General features: G+C 31.4%; 21 protein-coding genes and 4 tRNA genes. 20 read left to right on the top strand and 5 right to left on the bottom strand.

Annotated features, from left to right (window positions below; genetic code table 11):
• Positions 1-48: 48 nt before the first annotated feature.
• From dndC to SAUT_RS10145, 7 genes are all read left to right on the top strand, one after another.
• Entirely contained in the window at positions 49-1,305 is a 1,257-nt protein-coding gene (dndC, locus tag SAUT_RS10165; protein ID WP_013327801.1) for a DNA phosphorothioation system sulfurtransferase DndC, read from the top strand.
• Between the two features lie 29 nt (positions 1,306-1,334).
• Positions 1,335-2,195: a DUF6997 domain-containing protein gene (locus SAUT_RS10160; RefSeq protein ID WP_013327800.1), complete on the top strand. Its 861-nt coding sequence runs from the start codon at positions 1,335-1,337 to the stop codon at positions 2,193-2,195.
• A gap of 97 nt (positions 2,196-2,292) precedes the next feature.
• The gene (locus SAUT_RS11660; RefSeq protein WP_083778318.1) at positions 2,293-2,631 is read left to right on the top strand and encodes a tyrosine-type recombinase/integrase; all 339 of its coding nucleotides are present in this window, start codon (positions 2,293-2,295) and stop codon (positions 2,629-2,631) included.
• A 150-nt stretch (positions 2,632-2,781) separates the two neighbouring features.
• Positions 2,782-3,060 (top strand): hypothetical protein, encoded by a 279-nt coding sequence (locus SAUT_RS10155; protein WP_013327799.1) that lies wholly within the window; start codon positions 2,782-2,784, stop codon positions 3,058-3,060.
• Positions 3,060-4,313 (top strand): tyrosine-type recombinase/integrase, encoded by a 1,254-nt coding sequence (locus tag SAUT_RS10150; RefSeq protein ID WP_013327798.1) that lies wholly within the window; start codon positions 3,060-3,062, stop codon positions 4,311-4,313. The genes SAUT_RS10155 and SAUT_RS10150 overlap by 1 nt, the downstream gene beginning before the upstream one ends.
• A 177-nt stretch (positions 4,314-4,490) precedes the next feature.
• Complete coding sequence (locus tag SAUT_RS11400) at positions 4,491-4,628, top strand: hypothetical protein (protein ID WP_013327797.1); 138 nt, start codon at positions 4,491-4,493, stop codon at positions 4,626-4,628.
• The gene (locus SAUT_RS10145; RefSeq protein ID WP_013327796.1) at positions 4,621-5,088 is read left to right on the top strand and encodes a hypothetical protein; all 468 of its coding nucleotides are present in this window, start codon (positions 4,621-4,623) and stop codon (positions 5,086-5,088) included. The genes SAUT_RS11400 and SAUT_RS10145 overlap by 8 nt, the downstream gene beginning before the upstream one ends.
• Positions 5,089-5,124: 36 nt before the next feature.
• Here the strand turns inward: SAUT_RS10145 and SAUT_RS10140 are convergent, their stop codons facing one another.
• On the bottom strand, positions 5,125-5,427 hold the full coding sequence (locus SAUT_RS10140; protein ID WP_013327795.1) for a hypothetical protein: 303 nt from the start codon (positions 5,425-5,427) through the stop codon (positions 5,125-5,127).
• Positions 5,428-5,578: 151 nt separating this feature from the next.
• Here SAUT_RS10140 and SAUT_RS10135 point away from each other — a divergent pair, with 151 nt between their 5' ends.
• Positions 5,579-7,297 carry an AAA family ATPase gene (locus SAUT_RS10135; RefSeq protein WP_013327794.1) on the top strand — a complete coding sequence of 573 codons (1,719 nt, stop codon included), beginning with the start codon at positions 5,579-5,581 and terminating at the stop codon, positions 7,295-7,297.
• The gene (locus SAUT_RS10130) at positions 7,290-8,177 is read left to right on the top strand and encodes a hypothetical protein (RefSeq protein ID WP_013327793.1); all 888 of its coding nucleotides are present in this window, start codon (positions 7,290-7,292) and stop codon (positions 8,175-8,177) included. The genes SAUT_RS10135 and SAUT_RS10130 overlap by 8 nt, the downstream gene beginning before the upstream one ends.
• A gap of 138 nt (positions 8,178-8,315) precedes the next feature.
• On the opposite strand, the gene SAUT_RS10125 is transcribed toward SAUT_RS10130, so the two are convergent.
• The 4 genes from SAUT_RS10125 to SAUT_RS10110 all read right to left on the bottom strand — a co-directional run bounded on the left by SAUT_RS10125 (position 8,316) and on the right by SAUT_RS10110 (position 8,729).
• Positions 8,316-8,404 (bottom strand) — tRNA-Ser (locus SAUT_RS10125).
• Positions 8,405-8,435: 31 nt separating this feature from the next.
• Positions 8,436-8,509, bottom strand: a tRNA-Cys gene (locus SAUT_RS10120).
• Positions 8,510-8,532: 23 nt separating this feature from the next.
• Positions 8,533-8,619: transfer RNA gene (locus SAUT_RS10115), tRNA-Leu, on the bottom strand.
• Positions 8,620-8,654: 35 nt separating this feature from the next.
• Positions 8,655-8,729: transfer RNA gene (locus tag SAUT_RS10110), tRNA-Gly, on the bottom strand.
• Positions 8,730-8,873: 144 nt separating this feature from the next.
• Between SAUT_RS10110 and ilvD the strand changes: the two genes are divergently transcribed.
• The 11 genes from ilvD to SAUT_RS10055 all read left to right on the top strand — a co-directional run bounded on the left by ilvD (position 8,874) and on the right by SAUT_RS10055 (position 21,160).
• Positions 8,874-10,565 carry a dihydroxy-acid dehydratase gene (gene ilvD, locus SAUT_RS10105; protein WP_013327792.1) on the top strand — a complete coding sequence of 564 codons (1,692 nt, stop codon included), beginning with the start codon at positions 8,874-8,876 and terminating at the stop codon, positions 10,563-10,565.
• A gap of 15 nt (positions 10,566-10,580) precedes the next feature.
• Positions 10,581-12,389 carry a threonine--tRNA ligase gene (gene thrS / locus SAUT_RS10100; protein ID WP_013327791.1) on the top strand — a complete coding sequence of 603 codons (1,809 nt, stop codon included), beginning with the start codon at positions 10,581-10,583 and terminating at the stop codon, positions 12,387-12,389.
• The gene (infC, locus tag SAUT_RS10095) at positions 12,386-12,904 is read left to right on the top strand and encodes a translation initiation factor IF-3 (RefSeq protein ID WP_013327790.1); all 519 of its coding nucleotides are present in this window, start codon (positions 12,386-12,388) and stop codon (positions 12,902-12,904) included. Before thrS ends, infC begins: the two co-directional genes overlap by 4 nt.
• Positions 12,905-13,027: 123 nt before the next feature.
• On the top strand, positions 13,028-13,543 hold the full coding sequence (locus tag SAUT_RS10090) for a YeeE/YedE thiosulfate transporter family protein (RefSeq protein WP_245534105.1): 516 nt from the start codon (positions 13,028-13,030) through the stop codon (positions 13,541-13,543).
• On the top strand, positions 13,533-14,141 hold the full coding sequence (locus tag SAUT_RS10085) for a YeeE/YedE thiosulfate transporter family protein (protein WP_148218523.1): 609 nt from the start codon (positions 13,533-13,535) through the stop codon (positions 14,139-14,141). The genes SAUT_RS10090 and SAUT_RS10085 overlap by 11 nt, the downstream gene beginning before the upstream one ends.
• Before the next feature lie 33 nt (positions 14,142-14,174).
• Positions 14,175-14,624, top strand: coding sequence for a hypothetical protein (locus SAUT_RS10080; RefSeq protein WP_013327787.1), 450 nt, complete (start codon positions 14,175-14,177; stop codon positions 14,622-14,624).
• 7 nt (positions 14,625-14,631) lie between these two features.
• Positions 14,632-15,300 (top strand): Crp/Fnr family transcriptional regulator, encoded by a 669-nt coding sequence (locus SAUT_RS10075; protein WP_013327786.1) that lies wholly within the window; start codon positions 14,632-14,634, stop codon positions 15,298-15,300.
• The gene (locus tag SAUT_RS10070; RefSeq protein ID WP_013327785.1) at positions 15,293-16,246 is read left to right on the top strand and encodes a hypothetical protein; all 954 of its coding nucleotides are present in this window, start codon (positions 15,293-15,295) and stop codon (positions 16,244-16,246) included. The genes SAUT_RS10075 and SAUT_RS10070 overlap by 8 nt, the downstream gene beginning before the upstream one ends.
• Positions 16,247-16,353: 107 nt before the next feature.
• The gene (gene nosZ / locus SAUT_RS10065; protein ID WP_013327784.1) at positions 16,354-18,957 is read left to right on the top strand and encodes a Sec-dependent nitrous-oxide reductase; all 2,604 of its coding nucleotides are present in this window, start codon (positions 16,354-16,356) and stop codon (positions 18,955-18,957) included.
• A gap of 167 nt (positions 18,958-19,124) precedes the next feature.
• Complete coding sequence (locus tag SAUT_RS10060; protein WP_013327783.1) at positions 19,125-19,913, top strand: hypothetical protein; 789 nt, start codon at positions 19,125-19,127, stop codon at positions 19,911-19,913.
• A 14-nt stretch (positions 19,914-19,927) separates the two neighbouring features.
• Entirely contained in the window at positions 19,928-21,160 is a 1,233-nt protein-coding gene (locus SAUT_RS10055; protein ID WP_013327782.1) for a nitrous oxide reductase family maturation protein NosD, read from the top strand.
• Positions 21,161-21,172 lie beyond the last annotated feature (12 nt).

Raw genomic sequence — 21,172 nt, 5'->3', positions numbered from 1 at the left:
TAATAAAGTATAATTCTATTTATATAAAAAAAGGTACTAAATATACATATGTTAGAAACTAAAATAAGAACAGTTATCGATAGATTAAAAAAAGAATTTTTAGCTGATACTCGTCCATGGGTAGTTACATTTTCAGGTGGAAAAGATTCAACAACTGTTCTTCAGTTAGTTACAGAGATGTTACTAGAACTTCGTGCAGAAAAAAAACAAGCAAAAAAAGTTTACATAGTTTCTTCAGATACTGGTGTAGAGATGCCAGTAATTGAAGACTATACAGGAAATAAATTAACTCAAATTGACAAATATATCAAAAAAGAAAAACTTAATATGGAGGTTAATCTTCTTAAACCAAAAGTTACTGATAGCTTTTGGACACTTCTTTTAGGGAAAGGTTACCCATCTCCTAATCAAAATTTTCGTTGGTGTACTGATAGACTAAAAATCAAACCTGCTACTAATTTTTTAAAGTCTCTTACAATAAAAAATGAGTCAATATTAATGCTTCTTGGTGTTCGTTCTGATGAATCGCAAGCCCGTGCTCAATCAATAGAAAAACGAGATGAAAATCACAGAGGATTTTCAAAGCATAGTGAAATTCCTAATGCATTTGTTTATTCACCTGTTAAAGACTGGACAAATGCTGATGTATGGACATATTTAAGTAAGTATCCTGCTCCATGGGGAAAACATAATGATATGATGGTTTTATATGATAAAGGTTCAGGGGAAGCTGACTGTAATATAGCACTTAATCCAGAAGCGGCTTCATGTGGAAAAACTCGTTTTGGATGTTGGGTTTGTACTGTTGTTAGCAAAGATAAATCTATGGAAAATATGATGAGAAATAAAGGTGACGAATGGATGGAACCATTACATCATTTTAGAAATAAACTTGAAGAATATCGTTACGACCATGATAAAAGACAACCTCGTCGTAGAAATGGTCAAAAATCTGTTGGTCCATTTCTTCTTTCAGTACGAAAGGAATTCTTAGAAGAATTATTAGAAATTGAGCAAACATTAATTAATGCTGGGAAAATGGGGTCAAAAAAATTAATTTCAGATGAGGAAATAGTACAAATTCAAAAAGAGTGGCTTAATGATGGAGATTTTTTTGAAACAGCAATAACAATGTCTAATCAAGCTGGTCGTCTTGTAGATTATGAATCAGTTAAATCTTTTAATGGTCAAGAAAAAAAATTTATAGAGAGTATCTGTGAAAAAAATAATATTCCTGTAAAGCTCATAGAAGACTTAATGCAAAAAGAACATAGTTATCGTCATCAAATTTTAAAAGTAGCATAAAGTGATAAAATACTTTCAAGAAAATAATAATGGCTAAAAATGATTGGATAGAAGTTATTGAAATATTTAATACAAAAAGTATAACCTATATAAATGATTTTTTAAGTTCAAATGATAAGTTTTGTCCAAATAGCAATCATATAAATATATTTGATAAAAATCATAATGCATTTAGCTCCAAGTTACTTAATAAACCAAAACCTGGTAATTGGATTCCTCTGTATAAGAGAGAAGATTTATCAGATTATTTGGTACAAAATGATTTAATGCCCATACGATGTGGTCAAGGTGAGTTTTTCTTTTTTAAAGGTAATATATTTTATAATTTAGATGAAGTGGAGTTTTTAAAAATCAATCTTGAATATTTAACTCAAATAGACACTTTTATTCCATTAACATTAAAAGATTTTCATAAAAATGAAAATGCTTATTTAAATAAAGCATTGGCAATTGGAATAATTAATGATTTTATAGATAGTGATAATATTACAGTTTTTCAACAACAATTGAATTATAGAAGATTATTATATGGACAATTTGGTAAGATTAAAACAAACTTTGAGTTAGAATTCAAAACTACATTTGGTATAAAAAAAATAAATAAAGGTTTTCAATTTGAGATAGATTTAGTATTAGAAAATGAAGATGAAATTATTATTTTTGAAGCTAAGCAAGGTTTAAAATCAAGAAAAACATTCACGCTATTACAGCTATATTATCCTTTAATTTATTTAAATAAAATCACCAATAATAAAAAGAAAATTAGAACTATATTTATAGATATAATTTCACATGCAACAAAGAGTGAAGTTTATAAGTTAGTAGAGTTTAACTTTATAGATTTAGAATTTGATAATTATAAAGTTATTAAAAGTTGTCAATATTATTAAAGATATTTTTATTCATAATAATGCCCCTCAAATCAAGATAACTTTAAACAAGATTTAATCCCCTCTTCAACAGTTATCTTACACTACATTTTTAGATATTCAAGATATCCCTCTTTCAAATAAATCTGTATCTACTTTAAAAAAGTTGATACAAAATGAAGATGATAAAGATTCATATTTTATCCATAAAAGAAATTCCAAGAGAGGAAATTTAAATCATATTGGGTTTACTAAGGATTTTAACCAGTTGATACAGTTGGTACTAGGTAAAGAATTTTCAACTCACAGCTTTAGAAAGGGCTTAATTACTCAAATGTCGATGAATGGAATAAACCCAAAATTAACTCAGGCACTTATGTCTCATAAAAATATATCAACGACATTAAATTATTATACCCCAACGATAGAAGATGTTAGAGAGTGTCTAGTTAGGTAAAAAAACAAATCCGTTAATTCTTTTAATAATAAGGGGATTTATCTATATTATCTGATTTTAAAATGTAAAATGAGTGAAGATACAGACTTAGGTGGTATCACTAATAAAAGGGATTAAGCCACTAGATGGTAACAAATATTAGGAAATGATATGAAAGCAAATATCATAAATATCTCAGATAGAGATTTGTTAGAAAGTATATACACAAGAATGGTTTCACTAAGTGAAATTATAGAGTTTTTTCCAGATTGGATTTCAATTACAGATACAGCAAGAAATAATGATTTAAGTTATAGACAAATGTATAACAGAGTCGTGGAGAGTGGTAATTACCAGTTTGGCAAACACTACAAACATATGGATGGCGAGATTTATATTCACAAATCTATAAACCATACACTACAAAGAAAAAGAAGGAGGGTTGCATAATGGATGCTATAGAGAAAAAACTAGCTGAAGCTCAGGACCCAGCTTTTTATGATAGAGAGTATGGAACGATAGGTTTTAGAGAAAGGGATGGAAAACTTTACATCAGGGGTGTATTGACATTCAGAGGAAAAACTGAAAAAGTAAATAAATCTACTGGCTTTGATTATCTGAAAAAAAATATTAACTATGTAGAAAAACATGACAAACAATTACTATGGGATTTGAGTAATCTAAAAGCAGAATATGATTTAGAAAGGTTAGGGGATGATGAGGAGAGTAAAATCCCACTTTTGGAAGATTTCTATGAAGAAGCATTCGATAAAAAATTGGCTTTAAATAATATATCTATTGATACAATTAAAGAATACAAACAAAAATTCAATGCCTATATTTCACCATATTTTAAAGGGTATAGGCTTAATAAAATTAAAACTTCTGATATTGATGATTGGCAGATATGGGTTCTGAAGAACTTTAAGAGAAAAACCGTAAAAGATATTAGAAGTGTGTTGAATATTATTCTAGTACAAGCAAAGCAAAAAGAGTATATTAAAGTTAATCCAGTTGTGAATGCTCAAAAATATAACCCAGTTAGAGAGGATGATGATGAGATTGTATATACAGATACAGAGATGACAACAATCTTAACTAGTATTGATGACTACATAGATGAAACAACTCATAAAGTTTGGTCGAGAACAAGAAGACAGTTAAAGAATATGATTTACCTATCTGCTGGAACTGGAATAAGAAGTGGAGAACTGGTTGCACTTACATGGGCAGATATTGATTTTGTGAATAAGAAAATTGATATTACCAAAACTATTAGAAATGGTAGAGTTAAAGGAACCAAAACTTATAGCGGTAAGAGAATAATTGATATGAATGATGAATCATTTAATCTACTAGTAAATCAGTATGAATTGTTTGAAGATGTTGAATCAGATTATGTATTTTTAACACAAGAGAAAAAGAACTATAAAAACCCGTCTATGGTTAGTAAAGGTACTTGGAAATCATATTTAAAATATTGTAAAATACCTTACAGAAGATTTTATAATCTGAGACATACATTTGCGACTAATCTTATCAATAAACAAAAAGATAGTGTAGGGATAGTTTCTGTAAGTTCTCAACTTGGACATAGAAATGTAAGTACGACTCTTAACAAGTATGTTAAAAATAAGAGACAGCACGAGGGTAAGTTTACTGATGTAAGTGCGATTAGTGAATTTCTGAAAAAAGGAGCTTAGCTTACACTCTCAACATTTTCTTCTTTAGAAGGTGTAGAGAGATTTTTAGCTTGAGGTAAAATGTATCAAATAAGTCCACTTCTTTCCCCTTTATTTAACTTATATTTTATCTTACTTCAACTTAATAAACTAATTTAAAAATGTAAAATAGATAGTAATTAATAACAAAGGATATTTATGAATTTAAGAGAATTTATAAACAACGAAATCAAAGGTAGTGTTTTAAAATATGATTATTTTGAAATAGACAAGAGTAAAATTAAAATCAAAGAATTAACTCAAAAAATTTATATAGTAGGAGATAAGAATGATTGAATATTCAAATATAATTTATCCATTATTGGACGGTATATATGATAAACATATTGCCTTTTTTATAAATCCTTTTGCATTGAATGAGAATATCACTAAATTGGGAGTTGGGAGTTGGGGTGATGAATTTGAAATTTTGGATACAAATAGGTTAACTGAAAGAGATATTGTTATGGAAAATAATGGTGTCTGTATGTTTGGAAAGCTTATTTATGATAAATCAGTATTTGAAAAGAAATCTATGTTTGGAATATCTAATGAATATGGTGCTAGTACATATATTTATGGAAAATGTATTTGTATTATTCAGAGGTTTACTGAAGAAAACTTTGATGATTTTGAAAATTATTTACAAAAATCATTTATATTTTTCAATGATACTGAACATAATTTTTTGTTTTCTGATTTTACTAATAATAATGGTAAAAAGATTTGCTTCATTCAGGGATATGATAATGGATAACAGTTTATTAGTACATCAGAATTTTGCAAATAATCTTCATGCTTTTTCTTTGAGTTGAGATTTTATCTCACTCAAAACTTCATTAATTCCATTTCTGTAATCACCATTTTTTAACAGAGAAGTGTTATCCAACTCTTTAGTAATTATACTCTCAAATTCAATTTTTAACAATCTCTCTTTTTCAAAAAAGTGGTAGATTAAATCCAACACATATTGGTAAGAGGTTACTTTTCCTTTTCTGTATTTATCAGAAATATCCAAACCCTTATTAAATTTGTATTTAGTAAGTTCAGATGAACAGTTATTACTGATATTTTCTAAGAGTTTTTTAGTGTCCATTTTAGGAGTGTATAGTAAAAATTATTTTTATTGAAAAAGTATTGCAGGTTGTCACGGAATAAATAGCTACTTTTTACTATTTCTTATTATTTTTATTTTTACCGTATAATTTTTGCTAAAATGAGTGGCTTATTACATAAAGGAGCTTTTTGTGAAAATAATATATATAAAAAGTTTTCATACGGATGAAAATAAATTAGGATATAAGAAAGAAAATAATTATATAATTTTAAAAGAAGATAACTGGAATGATTATGGTCATTATACATATTTTCATATGTCTCTTTGGTATAAAGAAAAAATTTATACTATTGGTGGTTTAAGAATACTATTTGAAGATGAAGATGATTCACATGCAGTTTTTCAAAAAATGGAAGGTAAAAATAAAGATAAATATATAAAAATCAATACTATCGATATTGATAAAAAATATATTTCCGTAGGTGCTTCTAGTGAGTATTATACAAGGTTAAAGGAACTTTTATCTGAGGAAGAACTATATAGTATTTTAGATACTTTACATGATATTCCTTATTTAGAAAAAAAATATCCTGAAATTGAAGATTTAGATTTAAAAAATACTGATGATGGATTTGAAAATTCGTTAACGAGAGATACAGACTCAAAAAAAGCGATAAAAGAAGCCTCGTATTTTCTTTTTGGAGAAGATTTAGATAAAGATAGATTTGATTTCAACTTCACATTCCAATTGGAAAATGTTAGTAATGAGCATAGTATAGATTTTACTTTTCATGATGATTTCTTCCCATCTAATATTATGACATTAATTGGGAAAAATGGTTCCGGTAAATCACAAACATTAAAGCATTTATCGGAATGCTTGCAGGGTGTAGGAGTCGCAGATATATTTTCTGATGTAAAACTTCAATATAAGCCTGAAGAGGCTTTGTCTAAAACTCCACAGTTTAGTAAAGTTGTTATTATCTCATATAGCCCTTTTGAAGATTTTTATAATCAGGGAGGTAGTAAATCATTTAGTTATAGTGGATTAAGAAATAAAGAAAATCAGATAACTAAAGATATTGTTTTTAAAGATATGAAAAAATCCTTATCAAAAATGATAATAGATGATACAAATGGATTTGATTTTGAATCATCTATTATGAAAGTACATAAGCTTTTTGAAGTATTGAAAATAGCAATTCCTTCAATAAAAAATATAGGAATAAGGGCAGATAAGAAACTTATAGATAATTTACAAAAATTAGATGTAAATAATAAAATGACACTTATTGATAATATGATTGTTCAAACAATATATACAAAAGATATTTTAAAAAGCTATACAGACCAAGAAATAACAAATTTACAAGTTCCAGCAAAATTTATAGAAGAGATTTGTTTTTTGGATAATGATAATAATATTTTAAATTTAAGCTCTGGACAAGAGATTTTCACATATATGATATTTGCCATACTTGGTAAAATTGAAAAAGAATCATTATTGATTTTTGATGAGCCAGAAAGCTATTTACACCCCAATTTAGAAATTGTTTTTATGAGATTACTAAAAGAAATTTTACATATATTTAATTCATATGCAATTATTGCCACCCATTCTTTAATTATAACAAGAGAAACACCTTCTAAATTTGTAAGAGTGTTTGATATACAAGAAAATGATAAATCATTTATCTACACACCTGCAGTAATAGAAACATTTGGTGGAAATTTAAATACAATTTGTAACTATACTTTTAATAATATATTAGAGGAAAGACCATTTGAAAACTGGCTGATAGAAAATATTGATAAGAATGATAGTATTAGTGACATTTTAGAGCAATATAGAGATAAATTAAATTCTGAGTCGTTGATGTATATTAGAAATGAGATATTAAATGATTAAATTAGATGTGTTGGATGGGGAACATACAAAATACTTAGATAAGGTTATTAATAATAAAAATAATGCAAGAAAAACTCTTTTAAAATATGTGCAGGATTATGTTAAATCTAGGTATCTAGTTTATGACTTAAATCAAACTAATTTAGAAAATATTGGAGAGAGTACTATTAGTTTAAATGTTCCTTCAACAAAGATAAATGCAAAATACTCCCTTCTTCATATGTATAATTCACCAGAGCAGTATGCAAAAGAATATTTAAAAGATATAAAGAAAATACTAAAAGAGGGTACTTTATGCCCTTATTGTGCTCTTACAGAAGCAAAACAAATAGACCATTTTTTACCAAAATCAATATTTCCAGAATTTTCGTTATATTTACCTAATATGATAGTTATCTGCACAGACTGTAATGCAAGTAAAGGTAATATTTCAATTAATACGACAACTAATACAAGATTTGCATTAAATCCATATCATGATATTAATATTTATAGTCATGATTTTATAGTATGTGAAATTCTTCCACCTTTTGAAGCTGCTAAGTTTAATATTAAAATTATAGATGACTTGAGTCAGGTAGAACAAGAACTATGTTTGGAACATATAAAAACAGTTGCGATAGGAAGAAAGATAGTTACATTATGGAGAAATTACTTTGATGAACTTGCTAAAAGACTAGAAAAAATTTACATAAAGAAATACACAAAGTATAATAATGAGGAAATGATAGAAAAATTTAAAGAAATTATTTTAGATGAAATTGACACTAAAAGTATTGATGAAAATATTATTCAGAAAGCATTATTTATAGAGTGTGCAAGTAATCAACCTTTACTTGATTATTGGTTAAATGTTTTTGAAGAACAACATAAAATTTAACATGTTAAACAGGATTATGGTAACGAAATAAAATATATACTAACGGGTTTAAAAGGTGTAGATTTTGTTACAGTTTTGTTACAGTTGAGTATTTTTAGTGAAAATAGTGTTTGAAATCCCTATATTTAGGGGTTGAAGTGGTGGACCCTCAGAGATTCGAACTCTGGGAGGTATGACCCTCGCCGGTTTTCAAGACCGGTGCATTCGACCAACTCTGCCAAAGATCCACGTGTTGTTTTGATAAGAAATTATTAAAACTGGAGGTGCCACCCAGATTTGAACTGGGGATAGCAGCTTTGCAGGCTGCGGCCTTACCACTTGGCGATGGCACCAGTCAATTTATCTTTCATATCAATGGTGCCCGGGGCCGGACTCGAACCGGCACAGTATTGCTACCGGGGGATTTTAAGTCCCCTGCGTCTACCAATTTCGCCACCCGGGCATAATGAATGAATTCACAGTTTAACAATTTATAAATGGAGCGGGAAACGAGGTTCGAACTCGCGACCCCAACCTTGGCAAGGTTGTGCTCTACCACTGAGCTATTCCCGCATATTTCTCTTACAATTTGTAAGTGAGCCGGAATTATAGCTTGTTTTTTTTTCTTTGTAAAGAGTTTTTAGGTAAAAATAGTAAAAAAGTGCTATAATCGCATTTATAATTTAATTAGAAAACTACTATTATAGGAATTACCACATGAGAAGTGATATAATCAAAAAGGGCTTTGATAAAGCTCCACACCGTTCATTGTTGCGTGCTACCGGTCTTAAAGATGAAGATTTTGACAAGCCGTTTATTGGAATTGCAAACTCTTACATTGATATTATTCCCGGACACTTTTTCTTACATGAATATGGTGAAATAGTAAAAGAAGCTATTCGTGAAGCGGGCGGAGTTCCTTTTGTATTTAATACTATTGGTGTTGATGACGGAATTGCTATGGGACATGACGGAATGCTTTATTCGCTGCCTTCGCGTGAGATAATTGCTGATTCTATTGAGACAGTTATGAATGCGCATAAACTTGATGCGATGATCTGTATTCCTAACTGTGACAAAATTGTTCCGGGTATGATTATGGGTGCACTTCGCGTAAATGTTCCTACTATTTTTGTCTCCGGTGGTCCTATGCCGGCGGGTCATAAAAAAGACGGTACGCCTATTGATTTGTCAACTGCATTTGAAGCAGTTGGAGAGTTTAATGATGGGAAGATGACAGAAGAAGAACTGCATGAAATAGAGTGTGAAGCCTGTCCAAGCGGTGGAAGCTGTTCAGGTATGTTTACAGCAAACTCTATGAATACTCTTTGTGAAGCGATGGGTATAGCACTGCCTGGAAACGGAACTGTTTTAGCTATGACACCTGAGAGAATTGCAATGGTGAAAAAAGCGGCAAAACGTATTGTTGAGCTTGCAAAAATGGAAAATAACGAAAAATATAACTTCAAAAACATTTTAAATGAAAAAGCAGTACACAATGCATTTACAGTAGATATGGCAATGGGTGGAAGCTCAAATACTGTTCTTCATATGTTAGCTATTGCAAAAGAAGCTGATGTTGATTTTAAAATAGAAAATATCAATGCAATAGCTGAAAAGGTTGCGCATATTGCAAAGATTTCCCCATCATTAACAACTGTTCACATGAAAGATATCGATGATGCGGGTGGAGTAAATGCGGTAATGAAAGAAGTTTCCAACAGAGGCAATGATGTTTTACAACTTGATGCATTGACGATTACAGGTGAGACAATCGGTGAGAGAATTAAAGATGCCGAGATTAAAGATACATCAATCATCCATACAAATGCGCATGCTTTTTCACCTGTCGGCGGCCTTTCAATTCTTTTTGGAAATCTTGCAACCGAGGGTGCAGTTATTAAAGCTGCAGGTATAGTTGATAGCATGCGTCACTTTAAAGGGACTGCTATCTGCTTTAACTCTCAACCAGAAGCAATTGCCGGAATTATGGCTCATAAAGTAAAACCCGGTAATGTTGTCGTTATTCGTTATGAAGGTCCAAAAGGTGGTCCTGGTATGCAAGAGATGCTTGCACCAACGGCACTTATTCAGGGTATGGGGCTTGGTGAGAGTGTTGCGCTTATTACAGACGGTCGTTTTTCAGGTGCTACAAAAGGCGCTTCAATCGGACATGTTTCTCCAGAAGCGGCAGAAGGCGGACTGATTGCCTTAATAGAAGACGGTGACGAGATAGAACTTGATGTAGATAAGCATATACTGCAGTTAAATGTAGACGGTGAAGAACTCGCAAGAAGAAAAGACCATTATGTACCGTATAAAAATGAAGTAAAATCAAAATGGTTGAAACGTTACCAGCTTTTAGTGTCCAATGCATCAAACGGTGCCGTACTAAAAACAGAATTATAAGAAGGAAAATATATTTTGAATGAAATTGCTATAAAAAAAGATGGTGAAATTATTGATACACAAACAGCAAAAGAGCTGGGGTTTGAAGGCGAACAGATTCATCTTGACAACTCTCCTGAAGCTTTGGAAGTTTTACGTCACTCAACGGCACATCTGATGGCGCAGGCTATTAAGTCACTTTATCCTGATGCTGAATTTTACGTAGGACCTGTTGTAAAAGAGGGCTTTTACTATGACTTTAAAACCTCTGCTGAAATCGGTGAGGGTGATTTAAAGAAAATCGAGAAGCAAATGCTCTCTTTTGCAAAGAAAAAATACAAAATAGAAAAATATGAAATTACAATGGATGAGGCAAAAGAAAAGTTTAAAGATGATCATCTGAAGCTTGAAGTAATGAAAAGAATTCCAAGTGACACTGTAAGTATTTATAAGCAGGGTGACTTTGAAGATCTTTGTCGCGGGCCGCATCTTCCAAATATCGGGTTGATTCGTTACTTTAAACTGACAAAAATTTCGGGTGCATATCTTGGCGGAGATTCTAAAAATGAAATGCTTACCCGTATATACGGTATAGCATTTGCAGACAAAGAGTCACTAAAAGCACATATGGAACAGTTAGCAGAAGCGGAGAAACGCGATCACCGAAAAATCGGAAACGAGATGAAACTTTTTACTTTCCGTGAAGAGGTAGGTGCCGGTTTTCCTATCTGGCTTCCGGCCGGTGGACGTCTTCGTGCAAGATTAGAATCACTTCTGTTTAAAGCACACAGAAAACGCGGATATGAGCCTGTACGTGGACCTGAAATGCTACGTTCAGATTTATGGATGACATCAGGACACTATCAAAATTACGGTGAAAATATGTATTTTACTCATATTGATGAGCTGGAATTTGGTGTAAAACCTATGAACTGTGTCGGTCATATTAAAGTATATGAAGATGAACTTCACTCTTATAGAGATTTGCCAATTAAATATTTTGAATACGGTGTTGTTCACCGTCACGAAGCAAGCGGTGCTTTGCACGGACTTTTCCGTGTTCGTGAATTTACACAAGATGATGCACACATTTTTTGTCGTGCAGACCAGATTGAAGAGCAGATTATTGAAGTAGTTGATTTTGTAGATAAAATCATGTCAACTTTTGAATTTGACTATAAAATGATGATTTCTACAAAACCCGAAAAAGCTGTTGGCGATGACAAAGTATGGGAAATTTCTACACAGGCATTGAAAAATGCAATGGATAAAAATGAACTTGCGTATGAAATTGATGAAGGCGGCGGAGCATTTTACGGTCCTAAAATCGATATTAAGATTACAGATGCTATCGGGCGTGAGTGGCAGTGTGGAACAGTTCAGTTAGATTTTAATCTGCCGGAGCGATTTAAACTTGAGTACAACGGTGAAGAAAATGATAAAATTCAACCGGTTATGATTCACCGTGCGATTCTAGGTTCTTTCGAGCGTTTTATTGGGATATTAACAGAACATTATGCCGGAGAATTTCCAATGTTTGTGGCTCCTACTCAGGTAGCAATTGTTCCTGTTGCAGAAACACATAAAGAATATGCTAAGCTTTTATCAGATAAACTTATTGATATTAATGCCGATAGTGAAATTTATGCGAAAAATGATTCTTTAAATAAAAGAATCAGAACTGCAGAAAAAACTCGTGTTCCAATGATAGTAGTTATAGGGGATGAAGAGATAGCAAATAAAACTGTAGCCATTCGTGACAGACGAACTAGAGAGCAGTACAATTTAAGCGAAGAAGAATTTTTGAAGCTTATACAAACTAAAATAAATGAGGTAAATTTTTGAGTAAAAACAAAGACCGCGTCATCATGAATGATGACATCCGTGTTCCAGAGGTGAGATGTAATGTAGACGGAGGTGAACCTTTAGGTGTCGTCTCTACGGATGAAGCTATGACAAAAGCAAATGAAATGGGTTTAGACCTTGTATTAATTGCCCCAAATGCCAAGCCGCCTGTTGCGAAAATCATGGATTATGGTAAGTTTAAATACCAAGAAGAAAAAAAGCTCAAAGAGCAGAGAAAAAATCAGGTTAAAATCGTTGTAAAAGAGATTAAACTTTCTGTAAAAATTGCAGAAAATGATATAGCTTACAAAGTAAAACATGCAAGAGAGTTTCTTGAAAAAGGTTTTCATGTTAAATTCAGAGTATTTTTACGAGGTCGTGAAATGGCTCATCCAGAGGCTGCAAAAGAGGTTCTTATGCAAGTATGGCCTATGGTTGAAGACATAGCTGTTATGGAAAAACCACCAAAATTTGAAGGGCGTTACTACAATATGTATGTCGTTCCAAAAAAATAATTCTTCTAACAACCTTCTTTAGATAAAGCCTTTTTCAGGCTTTATTGTTCTACATTGTTTACATGTAACCATTTATTAATTAAAAAAGTATTATAATTCCATATAATTTAACTTATAAGGATTATGATGATTAGACGTATGCCGTGGTGGCTAGCCGGGATTTTAATGGCGTTACTTGTCCTTTTTACATTTTCAACTTTCGGTGCAAACAGACCTTTCGGTGCATCAACGTATGTGCCTTATTTTGCAGGAATACTTTTTGATTTGAGCCCGGAAAAGTATCCTTATTTAAAGGAAGTGCATTTTGCAGGTGCATGGGAAGGCGTTATGCTTTTAGGTGCATTAACAGGAGGTTTTTTGACTTCTGTATTTGTAACAAAAAGTTTTCGTTTAAGCATTATGCCTACAGGCTGGAAAAAATATAAAAATTCTTCAGTAATTTCAAGACTTGTTTGGAGTTTTGTGAGTGGATTTTTTCTTATAATTGGTGCACGTTTGGCCGGAGGTTGCACAAGCGGACACTTTTTAAGCGGAATGGCGCAAACAGCTGTGAGCAGTATGATATTTGGCGGAGTAGTTTTACTTAGCGTGATTATAACCGGGAAAATATTTTACAAAAGTGAGGCAAATGATGTTTGATAGAATTTTGAATATGTTCACAACAGTATCAAATGAATCTCACGGTTCATTATTTGTTGTTTTTGCAATTGGACTTGTTTTTGGTGTTATTATTCAGTACAGCCGGGTTGACAAGTTTGAAAAAATTGCAGGATTTGCGATGCTTCGTGATACAGTAGTTCCTAAAATGCTCTTTTTGGCAATTGGACTTGCTGCTGTTGGCCTTTATTTTATGGTTGAAGCAGGATATGCATCATATCATCCTAAACCGATTATTTTAGGCGGACTGATTATAGGAGGTACAATTTTTGGTGTTTCTATGGCGATACTTGGGAAATGCCCGGGAACGGGACCTGTTTCCATTGCTGAGGGACGTATTGATGTACTTGTTGGTGCTATAGGCGGTATATTTGGTGGACTTGTTTTTACTGTTTACTTTGATTTTTTTAAAAAAATTATGGGTGAGAGTTTAGGTAAAACAACACTAATCACATATTTTCAAGGACATGAAAATCTGGTAGTACTTATTTTTGGAATTGTTTTAATTGCTGTAAGCATTGTGATTCCACTTCGTCAGGAGTTTGATGAAGTAGATTTAAAACAGCTTGAAGAGATATAGTGTATAATGCCTTCTAAAAATAGAAGGCTTATAATGAAAAATTTCTTTTTAACATTAACACTGCTTACTTTGATAATCCAAAATCTTGTTGCACAAGATGCAAAAGTGAAATATCAAAATGTTTCACAAAAACAAATGCAAGAGCAAAATCTTGAAATTGCGACTTTGGCAGCAAAAGAAATGTCAAAAGGGCTTCCCAAAAAAATTGATAAATATACTACATTGAGAAATATTCAAAATGAAGGTCCCACACTTGTTTATACTTTTGTCATAAATAGCGGAGCAAAAAGCGATGAAGCTATACGAAAAGAAGATCACAGTAGAATGCAAAAAGCTGTTACACAAGGTATATGTCAATCTTCAGAACGATTCTTAAAAGCAGGTGTTAATATCTCTTACATATATATGAGTGTAAAAACAAATAAACTATTATTTAGATTTGATATAACAAAAGACAAATGCAATTATTTAGCACCTAGGTAGATTTGCATTGTCTATAAAAGATATAATTAAATCTCAAACTTTTTTTTCTTCTTTAAATGATGAAGAGTTAGATGAATTAGTATCAATATCTTTAGTACATCACTATAAAAAAGACTATATTCTCCATTATGAAAATATTAATACGAATGAATTGTTTTTTTTAATAGATGGTTTGGCAAAAGCGTATAAAATAGACAAACACGACAATGAAATCTTTCTTTATTATATATATGGCAATTCTATGATTTCAGAAGTTTCAAATATTGATTCTGATAATTTACATTCTTTTTCCAATATCCAACTTATAGATGATTCACAGATTTTAAGTATAAACTATAAAAAATTTAAAGAAAATTTTTTAAACAAAAATATATTATGTAAAAACCTGACAAAAGAGATTATAAAAAGGTCATTACAGTTGCAGTCTTTAGTGAATAGAGAATTTATTTTTGATGCTGTTTCAAAGGTAAGCATGATGTTGCATGATGATCTTGAAATGTTTAACAAACTAAAACGCCATGACATCTCTTTGATGCTTCATATTCAGCCGGCAACACTTTCTCGCGTACTCAATAGATTAAAACGAAATGGTATTATTGATATAATACATGGCAGAGTTACAGTAATCGATGCAGCAGCTTTGCAAGAAATTTACAAGGATAAAACAGATGACTAAAATAAAATTTGTGGGTGCATTGATTTTTATACTCTCTGTCGTCTTAGCCTTGTATTCCAAACATATTTCTACACAAAATGAAGCAAATCTCAAGCTTTTAAAAATTATTAATGAACAAAAAGCCTTTACTCAGGAGATTGCTAAAAACATTTTTTTTATATATAGAAATAAAGATGCTTCGGTAAAACAGCTTGATGCATCCGTAAAAGCTTTTGTAAATAATATGAATCATAAAGATGAAGTTTTAGATGAAATATTTTCTCAAGATATAAAACAGGAATCAAAAAAAATAATTTATTTATGGAATGATTTTTATCTGCTTGTGCAAAAATTCAGAGATGCTTACAGAGTGCAAAATGGCTATACAAATCTTGTAATACAAAGGCTGGTAAAAGATATATATAATAAAAATTTACAGCTTGTCGGAGAGTTTAATAAGCTAATAGAAATGCATAAGAAGTATGTTGACACAGTGAAAAATAAAAATAAAACAATACAGATTACTCTCTTTGTTATTTTAATACTTTTACTTATGTATCTTTTTTCTCAACTAAAAGACTTAATTACATTTATTCAAAAGTTTTTGAACACATCTAAAAAAATTGTACAAAAATCAACGGTGATCGGTATAAAACCGATTGAGAAAAATGCAAACATAGCCGATGTTACTCAGGCGGTGGATGATTTTAATTTTTTTGTTGAAAAGATAGATAAATCTATTGATTATTCAAGCGAATCCATAAAAAATGCTTCAAATTCATTAGAATGTATTGAAAAAAATATTGAAGATTTACTGGAACTTATCGAAACAATGGATGCAGGAAATAGACTTGATAAAGAACTGGTGAAAAAAGAAGATATTCTAATAGAAGCACTAGATGAACTCAGTGCATCATTGCAGAGACTTCGATCTTTGAAAATAAATTTAGATAACTTTAAAAAATAAAATTAGTTTTATAATTTGACCTAAGTCAAATTATTAGTCTTGAATATATATTATTATACTTCTATCATTTGGGGTTATTTCTCAAAATGAAAACGAAGGAGAATAAAATGGCTACAAATATAAGTAGGCTGACTTCACTTCTTTTAGGTACTTCTTTAGCTGCTACTATGGCATCAGCTAATGGTGGAGAGCTTGAAAAAGTGATGAAAGCAAGGGGACTTACAGAAAATGACGTAATTCATGCTGCAAAAACTTATACACCAAGCGGTGGCAGAGATGAATTCATGATTTTCAGTTCTGGTGGACAGTCTGGGCAGATAATGGTCTATGGTGTTCCAAGTATGAAAATCTTAAAGTATATCGGTGTTTTTACTCCCGAACCATGGCAAGGGTATGGTTACGATGAAGAGAGTAAAAAAGTTTTACGAGAGGGAAATATCCGTGGACGTGAAATTAACTGGGGAGATACTCACCACCCGGCTATTTCAGAAACAAATGGTGTATATGATGGAAAATGGCTGGCAATTAACGATAAAGCTAATCCTCGTATTGCTATTTTAGATTTAAATGATTTTGAAACAAAGCAGATAGTTGTCAACCCTGTTTTTAAATCAGACCATGGGGGAGCTTTCTTTACACCAAATTCTGAGTATATTTTAGAAGCTTCTCAATATGCTGCACCTTTTGATAATAACTATCATCCAATTGAAGAATATAAAGAGACATACCGCGGGGGTATTACTTTTTGGAAGTTCAATGATAAAATTGGGCGTATTAATCAAAAGAAATCTTTTGTTCTTGAATTACCTCCATATATGCAGGATTTGAGTGATGCCGGTAAAGGTGCTTCTAATGGTTGGGGCTTTACAAACTCATTTAACTCTGAAATGTATACAGGTGGTATTGAAGTAGGTATGCCTCCGTTTGAAGCAGGTTGTTCAAGAAATGACACTGACTTTTTACATGTATATAACTGGAAAAAATTAGCAACTCTTACTAAAAATAAAAAGAATTACAAAGTAATTAATGGGATTAAAGTTATTCCAATGAGTGTTGCTGTTGCTAACAATGCACTTTTCTTAATTCCAGAACCAAAATCACCTCACGGTGTTGATGTTTCTCCTGATGGTGAGTACATTGTTGTTTGTGGTAAACTTGATACGCATGCTTCCGTGTATAAATGGAGCAAGATTCAAAAGTTGATTAAAGATCATAAATATGCGGGTAAAGATCCTTATGGGATTCCTATCTTAAGTATGAAAGATTCTTTACACGGTCAAGTTGAATTAGGTCTTGGGCCACTACATAACCAGTATGGTAAACATTGGAAAGATGGTGAAATTTATACATCTTTATATGTTGACTCACAAATTGTAAAATGGGATTATAAACATTTAAAAGTTTTAGACAAAGTAAATGTTCATTATAACGTTGGTCATTTATGTGGTATGGAAGGTAAATCTGCTGATCCTCAAGGGAAGTATATTATTTCTTTAAATAAACTTGCTATTGATAGATTTGATCCGGTAGGACCTCTTCACCCACAAAATCACCAATTAATAGATATTAGTGGTAAAAAAATGGATCTTCTTTATGATATGGCAATTCCTTTAGGTGAACCACATCAAGCTGTTGCTATTCGTATGAGTAAATTACATCCGGAAGTTCGTTATAAAATGGGTACAAACTCAAGAACCGGAAAAATTTCTAAAGGTAAAACATTAGCTGGTCAAGAGAGAGTTGTAAGAAAAGGTCATAATGTAACAGTATATGCGACATTAGTTAGATCTCACATCAATCCTGAAAGAGTTACTGTAAATAAAGGTGATATTGTAACATTCTATTTAACAAATTTAGAACGTGCAGAAGATGAAACACACGGATTTACAGTTGATAACTACGATGTTCATGCTTCATTAGAGCCAGGTAAAACTGCATCTGTTAAATTTAAAGCTGATTTAGAGGGAGTTTTTCCTTACTACTGTACAGAGTTTTGTTCAGCACTTCACTTAGAAATGATGGGTTATTTGATGGTTAAAGATCCTAACAAAAAATATGTTAGTGCTCAAAAACTTAAAATGAAAACTATGTCTAAAGCAGAGTTAAAAGCTGAATATGATAAAACTGTTGCAGTAAACACTGCTACGGATGCTGTTATTCAATCAGTTGTTAAATTCTTAAAAGCAAATCATTATGAGAAATATCCAACTGTAAAAGCACTTGTTGTGGATGCACTTGATCAGTATGGAAAAATTCCGGCTCAGAAAAAACTTTCAGATAAAGCTGTAAAAGCCGGTGATTTGGAAAAAGCTGTTCTGTTTGAAAATATGATTTGGCAATATATGGTTAAAACTGCTGATGTTGGAATCAGAGCGAAAAACCTACTTGTGAAAAAAGTTGCAACAAAACAATCTGCTGCTGCTGCTGCTGGTGAAAGAGCATTTGGTGAAGGTGGATGTGGCGGATGTCACGTTATTGGTAAAGTTTCATCTGGTCCGGACTTAACAGGTGTACTTCAAAGACATGAAAATGCTGAAAAATGGGTAAGAAACTTTATTCTTAATCCAAAAAGTAAATATCATGATCCATATGTAGAAGGTATGATTAATTACTTTAATCTTAGAATGCCTAATCAACATATGACAAAAGAAGAAGTAAATAACATTGTCGAATACTTTAAATGGGTAGACGAAAATGCAAATCTATTTTAAAAAATAGATATTTTTACAACTTTTAAATTGAGGTGTGGATATCTTCATCCACACCTCCTCTTTTCCCTGTCTTTCGATATTTTCATAGTTTTGTTGATTTAAGTTAAATTTATATTAATTATATCTAAGTATAATAATGTAATTTAATTTATAAACAAGGAATTATTATGCACCCAAGTTTAATAAAAGCTAGAATTTTTACTTTTATAGCTTTACTGATTTTAACTTTTTCTTTTACATTTCCAATGATAACATTTCATGGAACGCTTAACAAGATAGATGTAGGTAAGATTAATGAAATATCTCCTCTTAGTATATCTGTCTGGAATCTTTACAATAAAGGTAAATATAAAAGTGTCGCAACTCCTAAAAGTGCTCATAACAATTTAGAAAAGATGATTGAAAGTGAATCAGAAATTGGACCGGCATCGCTACCAATATGGGCAGTTTCCTTAGAAGCACCAAATTATCCAAAAAAAGCTTTTCCACAAGGTATTCCTGTTTATTTTCATTTTGACGGATATAGTGGAGAGGTACATGAAATGGATACAATCAATCACTATGTTGGAATGGACCCAATGTGGAGAGGTGGACATTTTGAAAGAGCAATCGGACCATATGCTCTTTTAGCACTTTCTTTAGGAATGATATTTTTTATGATTTATAATAATAAAATTTTTAGTTATATTATGCTTATTCCTATAGCATTGCCGCTTATCTTTATTGGCGATTATTCCTATTGGCTCTATTGGTTTGGACATAATTTACATGATTGGGGAGCTTTTAAAATTAAACCCTTTATGCCGACTGTTTTTGGAGATGGAAAAATTGCTCAATTTACAACACACTCCTACCCGACAATAGGTTTTTATATGATACTTCTGATAAGTCTTTTCAGCCTTTTGGCGTTTTTTGCAAAACAAAAAGCTCTTAAAGAGATGGAAAATAAAAAATAAGTCAGGTTGTACAAATGTTAAAAGGTTTATTGATTGTTGCTATTGTTATTATTAGCCATTTGAGTGCCAATGTATTGCAAGATGCAATAGACGGTGCACCTACCGGTTCAATTTTAAAACTTCCTGCCGGAGTCTATAAAGGCAACATCCATATCAATAAACCACTTTCTATTATAGGACAGGCAAAAGGCGTTATCATTGATGGTCAAAACAAAGGTATCGTCATAAAAGTGCAGAGTTCATATGTGACGCTGAAAAATTTGACTATTATTAACAGTGGCAGCAGACATGAGAAACTTGATGGTGCGATCTCTATGGCCAAGAGTAAAATGAAAAAAATAAAACAGTGCGAAGTTAGTAACTGCATTATTAAAAATTGTCTTTTTGGTATAGATTTACAGATGGTTAACAATTCAATTATAAGCAATAATCAAATTACTTCCAAAAAACTTCCTTTAGGCTTGCGTGGAGACGGTTTACGTTTGTGGTACTCAAACAACAATATCATAAAGGGCAACTCTTTAATAAAATCACGTGATATGGTTGTCTGGTATTCTCATGGTAATACTATTAAAAATAATTTTGGAAAAGATAACAGATATTCTCTGCACTTTATGTATGCAGGAAAAAATTTTATTAAAAACAATAGATATGAAAACAATTCAGTAGGTATATTTTTTATGTATTCACAAGACTCTATAGCAACAGGAAATATTGTTAAAAGTTCTTTAGGTGCGACAGGAATGGGTATAGGACTTAAAGATGCTTCCAATTTTACCCTGAAAAACAATACTGTCATCTACTGTGCACAGGGATTTTATATTGATAGATCACCTTTTGAACCAGATACGCATAATATTATAGAAGGGAACAAAATCCTGTATAACGCAGAAGCTATCCATTTTCACTCTTTAAGTATAAATAATATTATTAAAAATAACGTTATTATTGGAAATATTGAAGATATAGTCAATGACAGTAAGCGGGATAGAACGCAAGAGAATGAAATTGAAGGCAATTATTGGGATAATTATACGGGTTTTGATAATAATGGTGACGGAATAGGTGATACACCGCATAAAGTCTACAGATATGCCGATCAGCTTTGGATCTATAACAATAATGTGAAATTTTTCTACGGTTCACCGGTTATATCGCTACTAAATTTTTTAGCAAAACTTGCTCCATTTTCAAAACCACTCTTTTTAATGGAAGATAAAAAACCAAAAATGCGAAAAGCAATTTAATAAAGGATAATC

The organism is Sulfurimonas autotrophica DSM 16294, from assembly GCF_000147355.1.
Lineage (GTDB): Bacteria > Campylobacterota > Campylobacteria > Campylobacterales > Sulfurimonadaceae > Sulfurimonas > Sulfurimonas autotrophica.
This window is presented reverse-complemented; position numbering and strand designations above follow the sequence as displayed.

Excerpts from the sequence above, each read along its gene's own strand:
- SAUT_RS10055 (WP_013327782.1), top strand. The coding sequence starts at position 19,928 with ATGTTAAAAGGTTTATTGATTGTTGCTATTGTTATTATTAGCCATTTG.
- SAUT_RS10150 (WP_013327798.1), top strand. The coding sequence starts at position 3,060 with ATGGATGCTATAGAGAAAAAACTAGCTGAAGCTCAGGACCCAGCTTTT.
- nosZ (WP_013327784.1), top strand. The coding sequence starts at position 16,354 with ATGGCTACAAATATAAGTAGGCTGACTTCACTTCTTTTAGGTACTTCT.
- SAUT_RS10090 (WP_245534105.1), top strand. The coding sequence starts at position 13,028 with ATGATGATTAGACGTATGCCGTGGTGGCTAGCCGGGATTTTAATGGCG.
- SAUT_RS10145 (WP_013327796.1), top strand. The coding sequence starts at position 4,621 with ATGATTGAATATTCAAATATAATTTATCCATTATTGGACGGTATATAT.
- SAUT_RS10160 (WP_013327800.1), top strand. The coding sequence starts at position 1,335 with ATGGCTAAAAATGATTGGATAGAAGTTATTGAAATATTTAATACAAAA.
- SAUT_RS10085 (WP_148218523.1), top strand. The coding sequence starts at position 13,533 with ATGATGTTTGATAGAATTTTGAATATGTTCACAACAGTATCAAATGAA.
- dndC (WP_013327801.1), top strand. The coding sequence starts at position 49 with ATGTTAGAAACTAAAATAAGAACAGTTATCGATAGATTAAAAAAAGAA.
- SAUT_RS10080 (WP_013327787.1), top strand. The coding sequence starts at position 14,175 with ATGAAAAATTTCTTTTTAACATTAACACTGCTTACTTTGATAATCCAA.
- SAUT_RS10070 (WP_013327785.1), top strand. The coding sequence starts at position 15,293 with ATGACTAAAATAAAATTTGTGGGTGCATTGATTTTTATACTCTCTGTC.
- SAUT_RS10130 (WP_013327793.1), top strand. The coding sequence starts at position 7,290 with ATGATTAAATTAGATGTGTTGGATGGGGAACATACAAAATACTTAGAT.
- SAUT_RS10060 (WP_013327783.1), top strand. The coding sequence starts at position 19,125 with ATGCACCCAAGTTTAATAAAAGCTAGAATTTTTACTTTTATAGCTTTA.
- SAUT_RS11400 (WP_013327797.1), top strand. The coding sequence starts at position 4,491 with ATGAATTTAAGAGAATTTATAAACAACGAAATCAAAGGTAGTGTTTTA.
- SAUT_RS10140 (WP_013327795.1), bottom strand. The coding sequence starts at position 5,427 with ATGGACACTAAAAAACTCTTAGAAAATATCAGTAATAACTGTTCATCT.
- SAUT_RS10155 (WP_013327799.1), top strand. The coding sequence starts at position 2,782 with ATGAAAGCAAATATCATAAATATCTCAGATAGAGATTTGTTAGAAAGT.
- ilvD (WP_013327792.1), top strand. The coding sequence starts at position 8,874 with ATGAGAAGTGATATAATCAAAAAGGGCTTTGATAAAGCTCCACACCGT.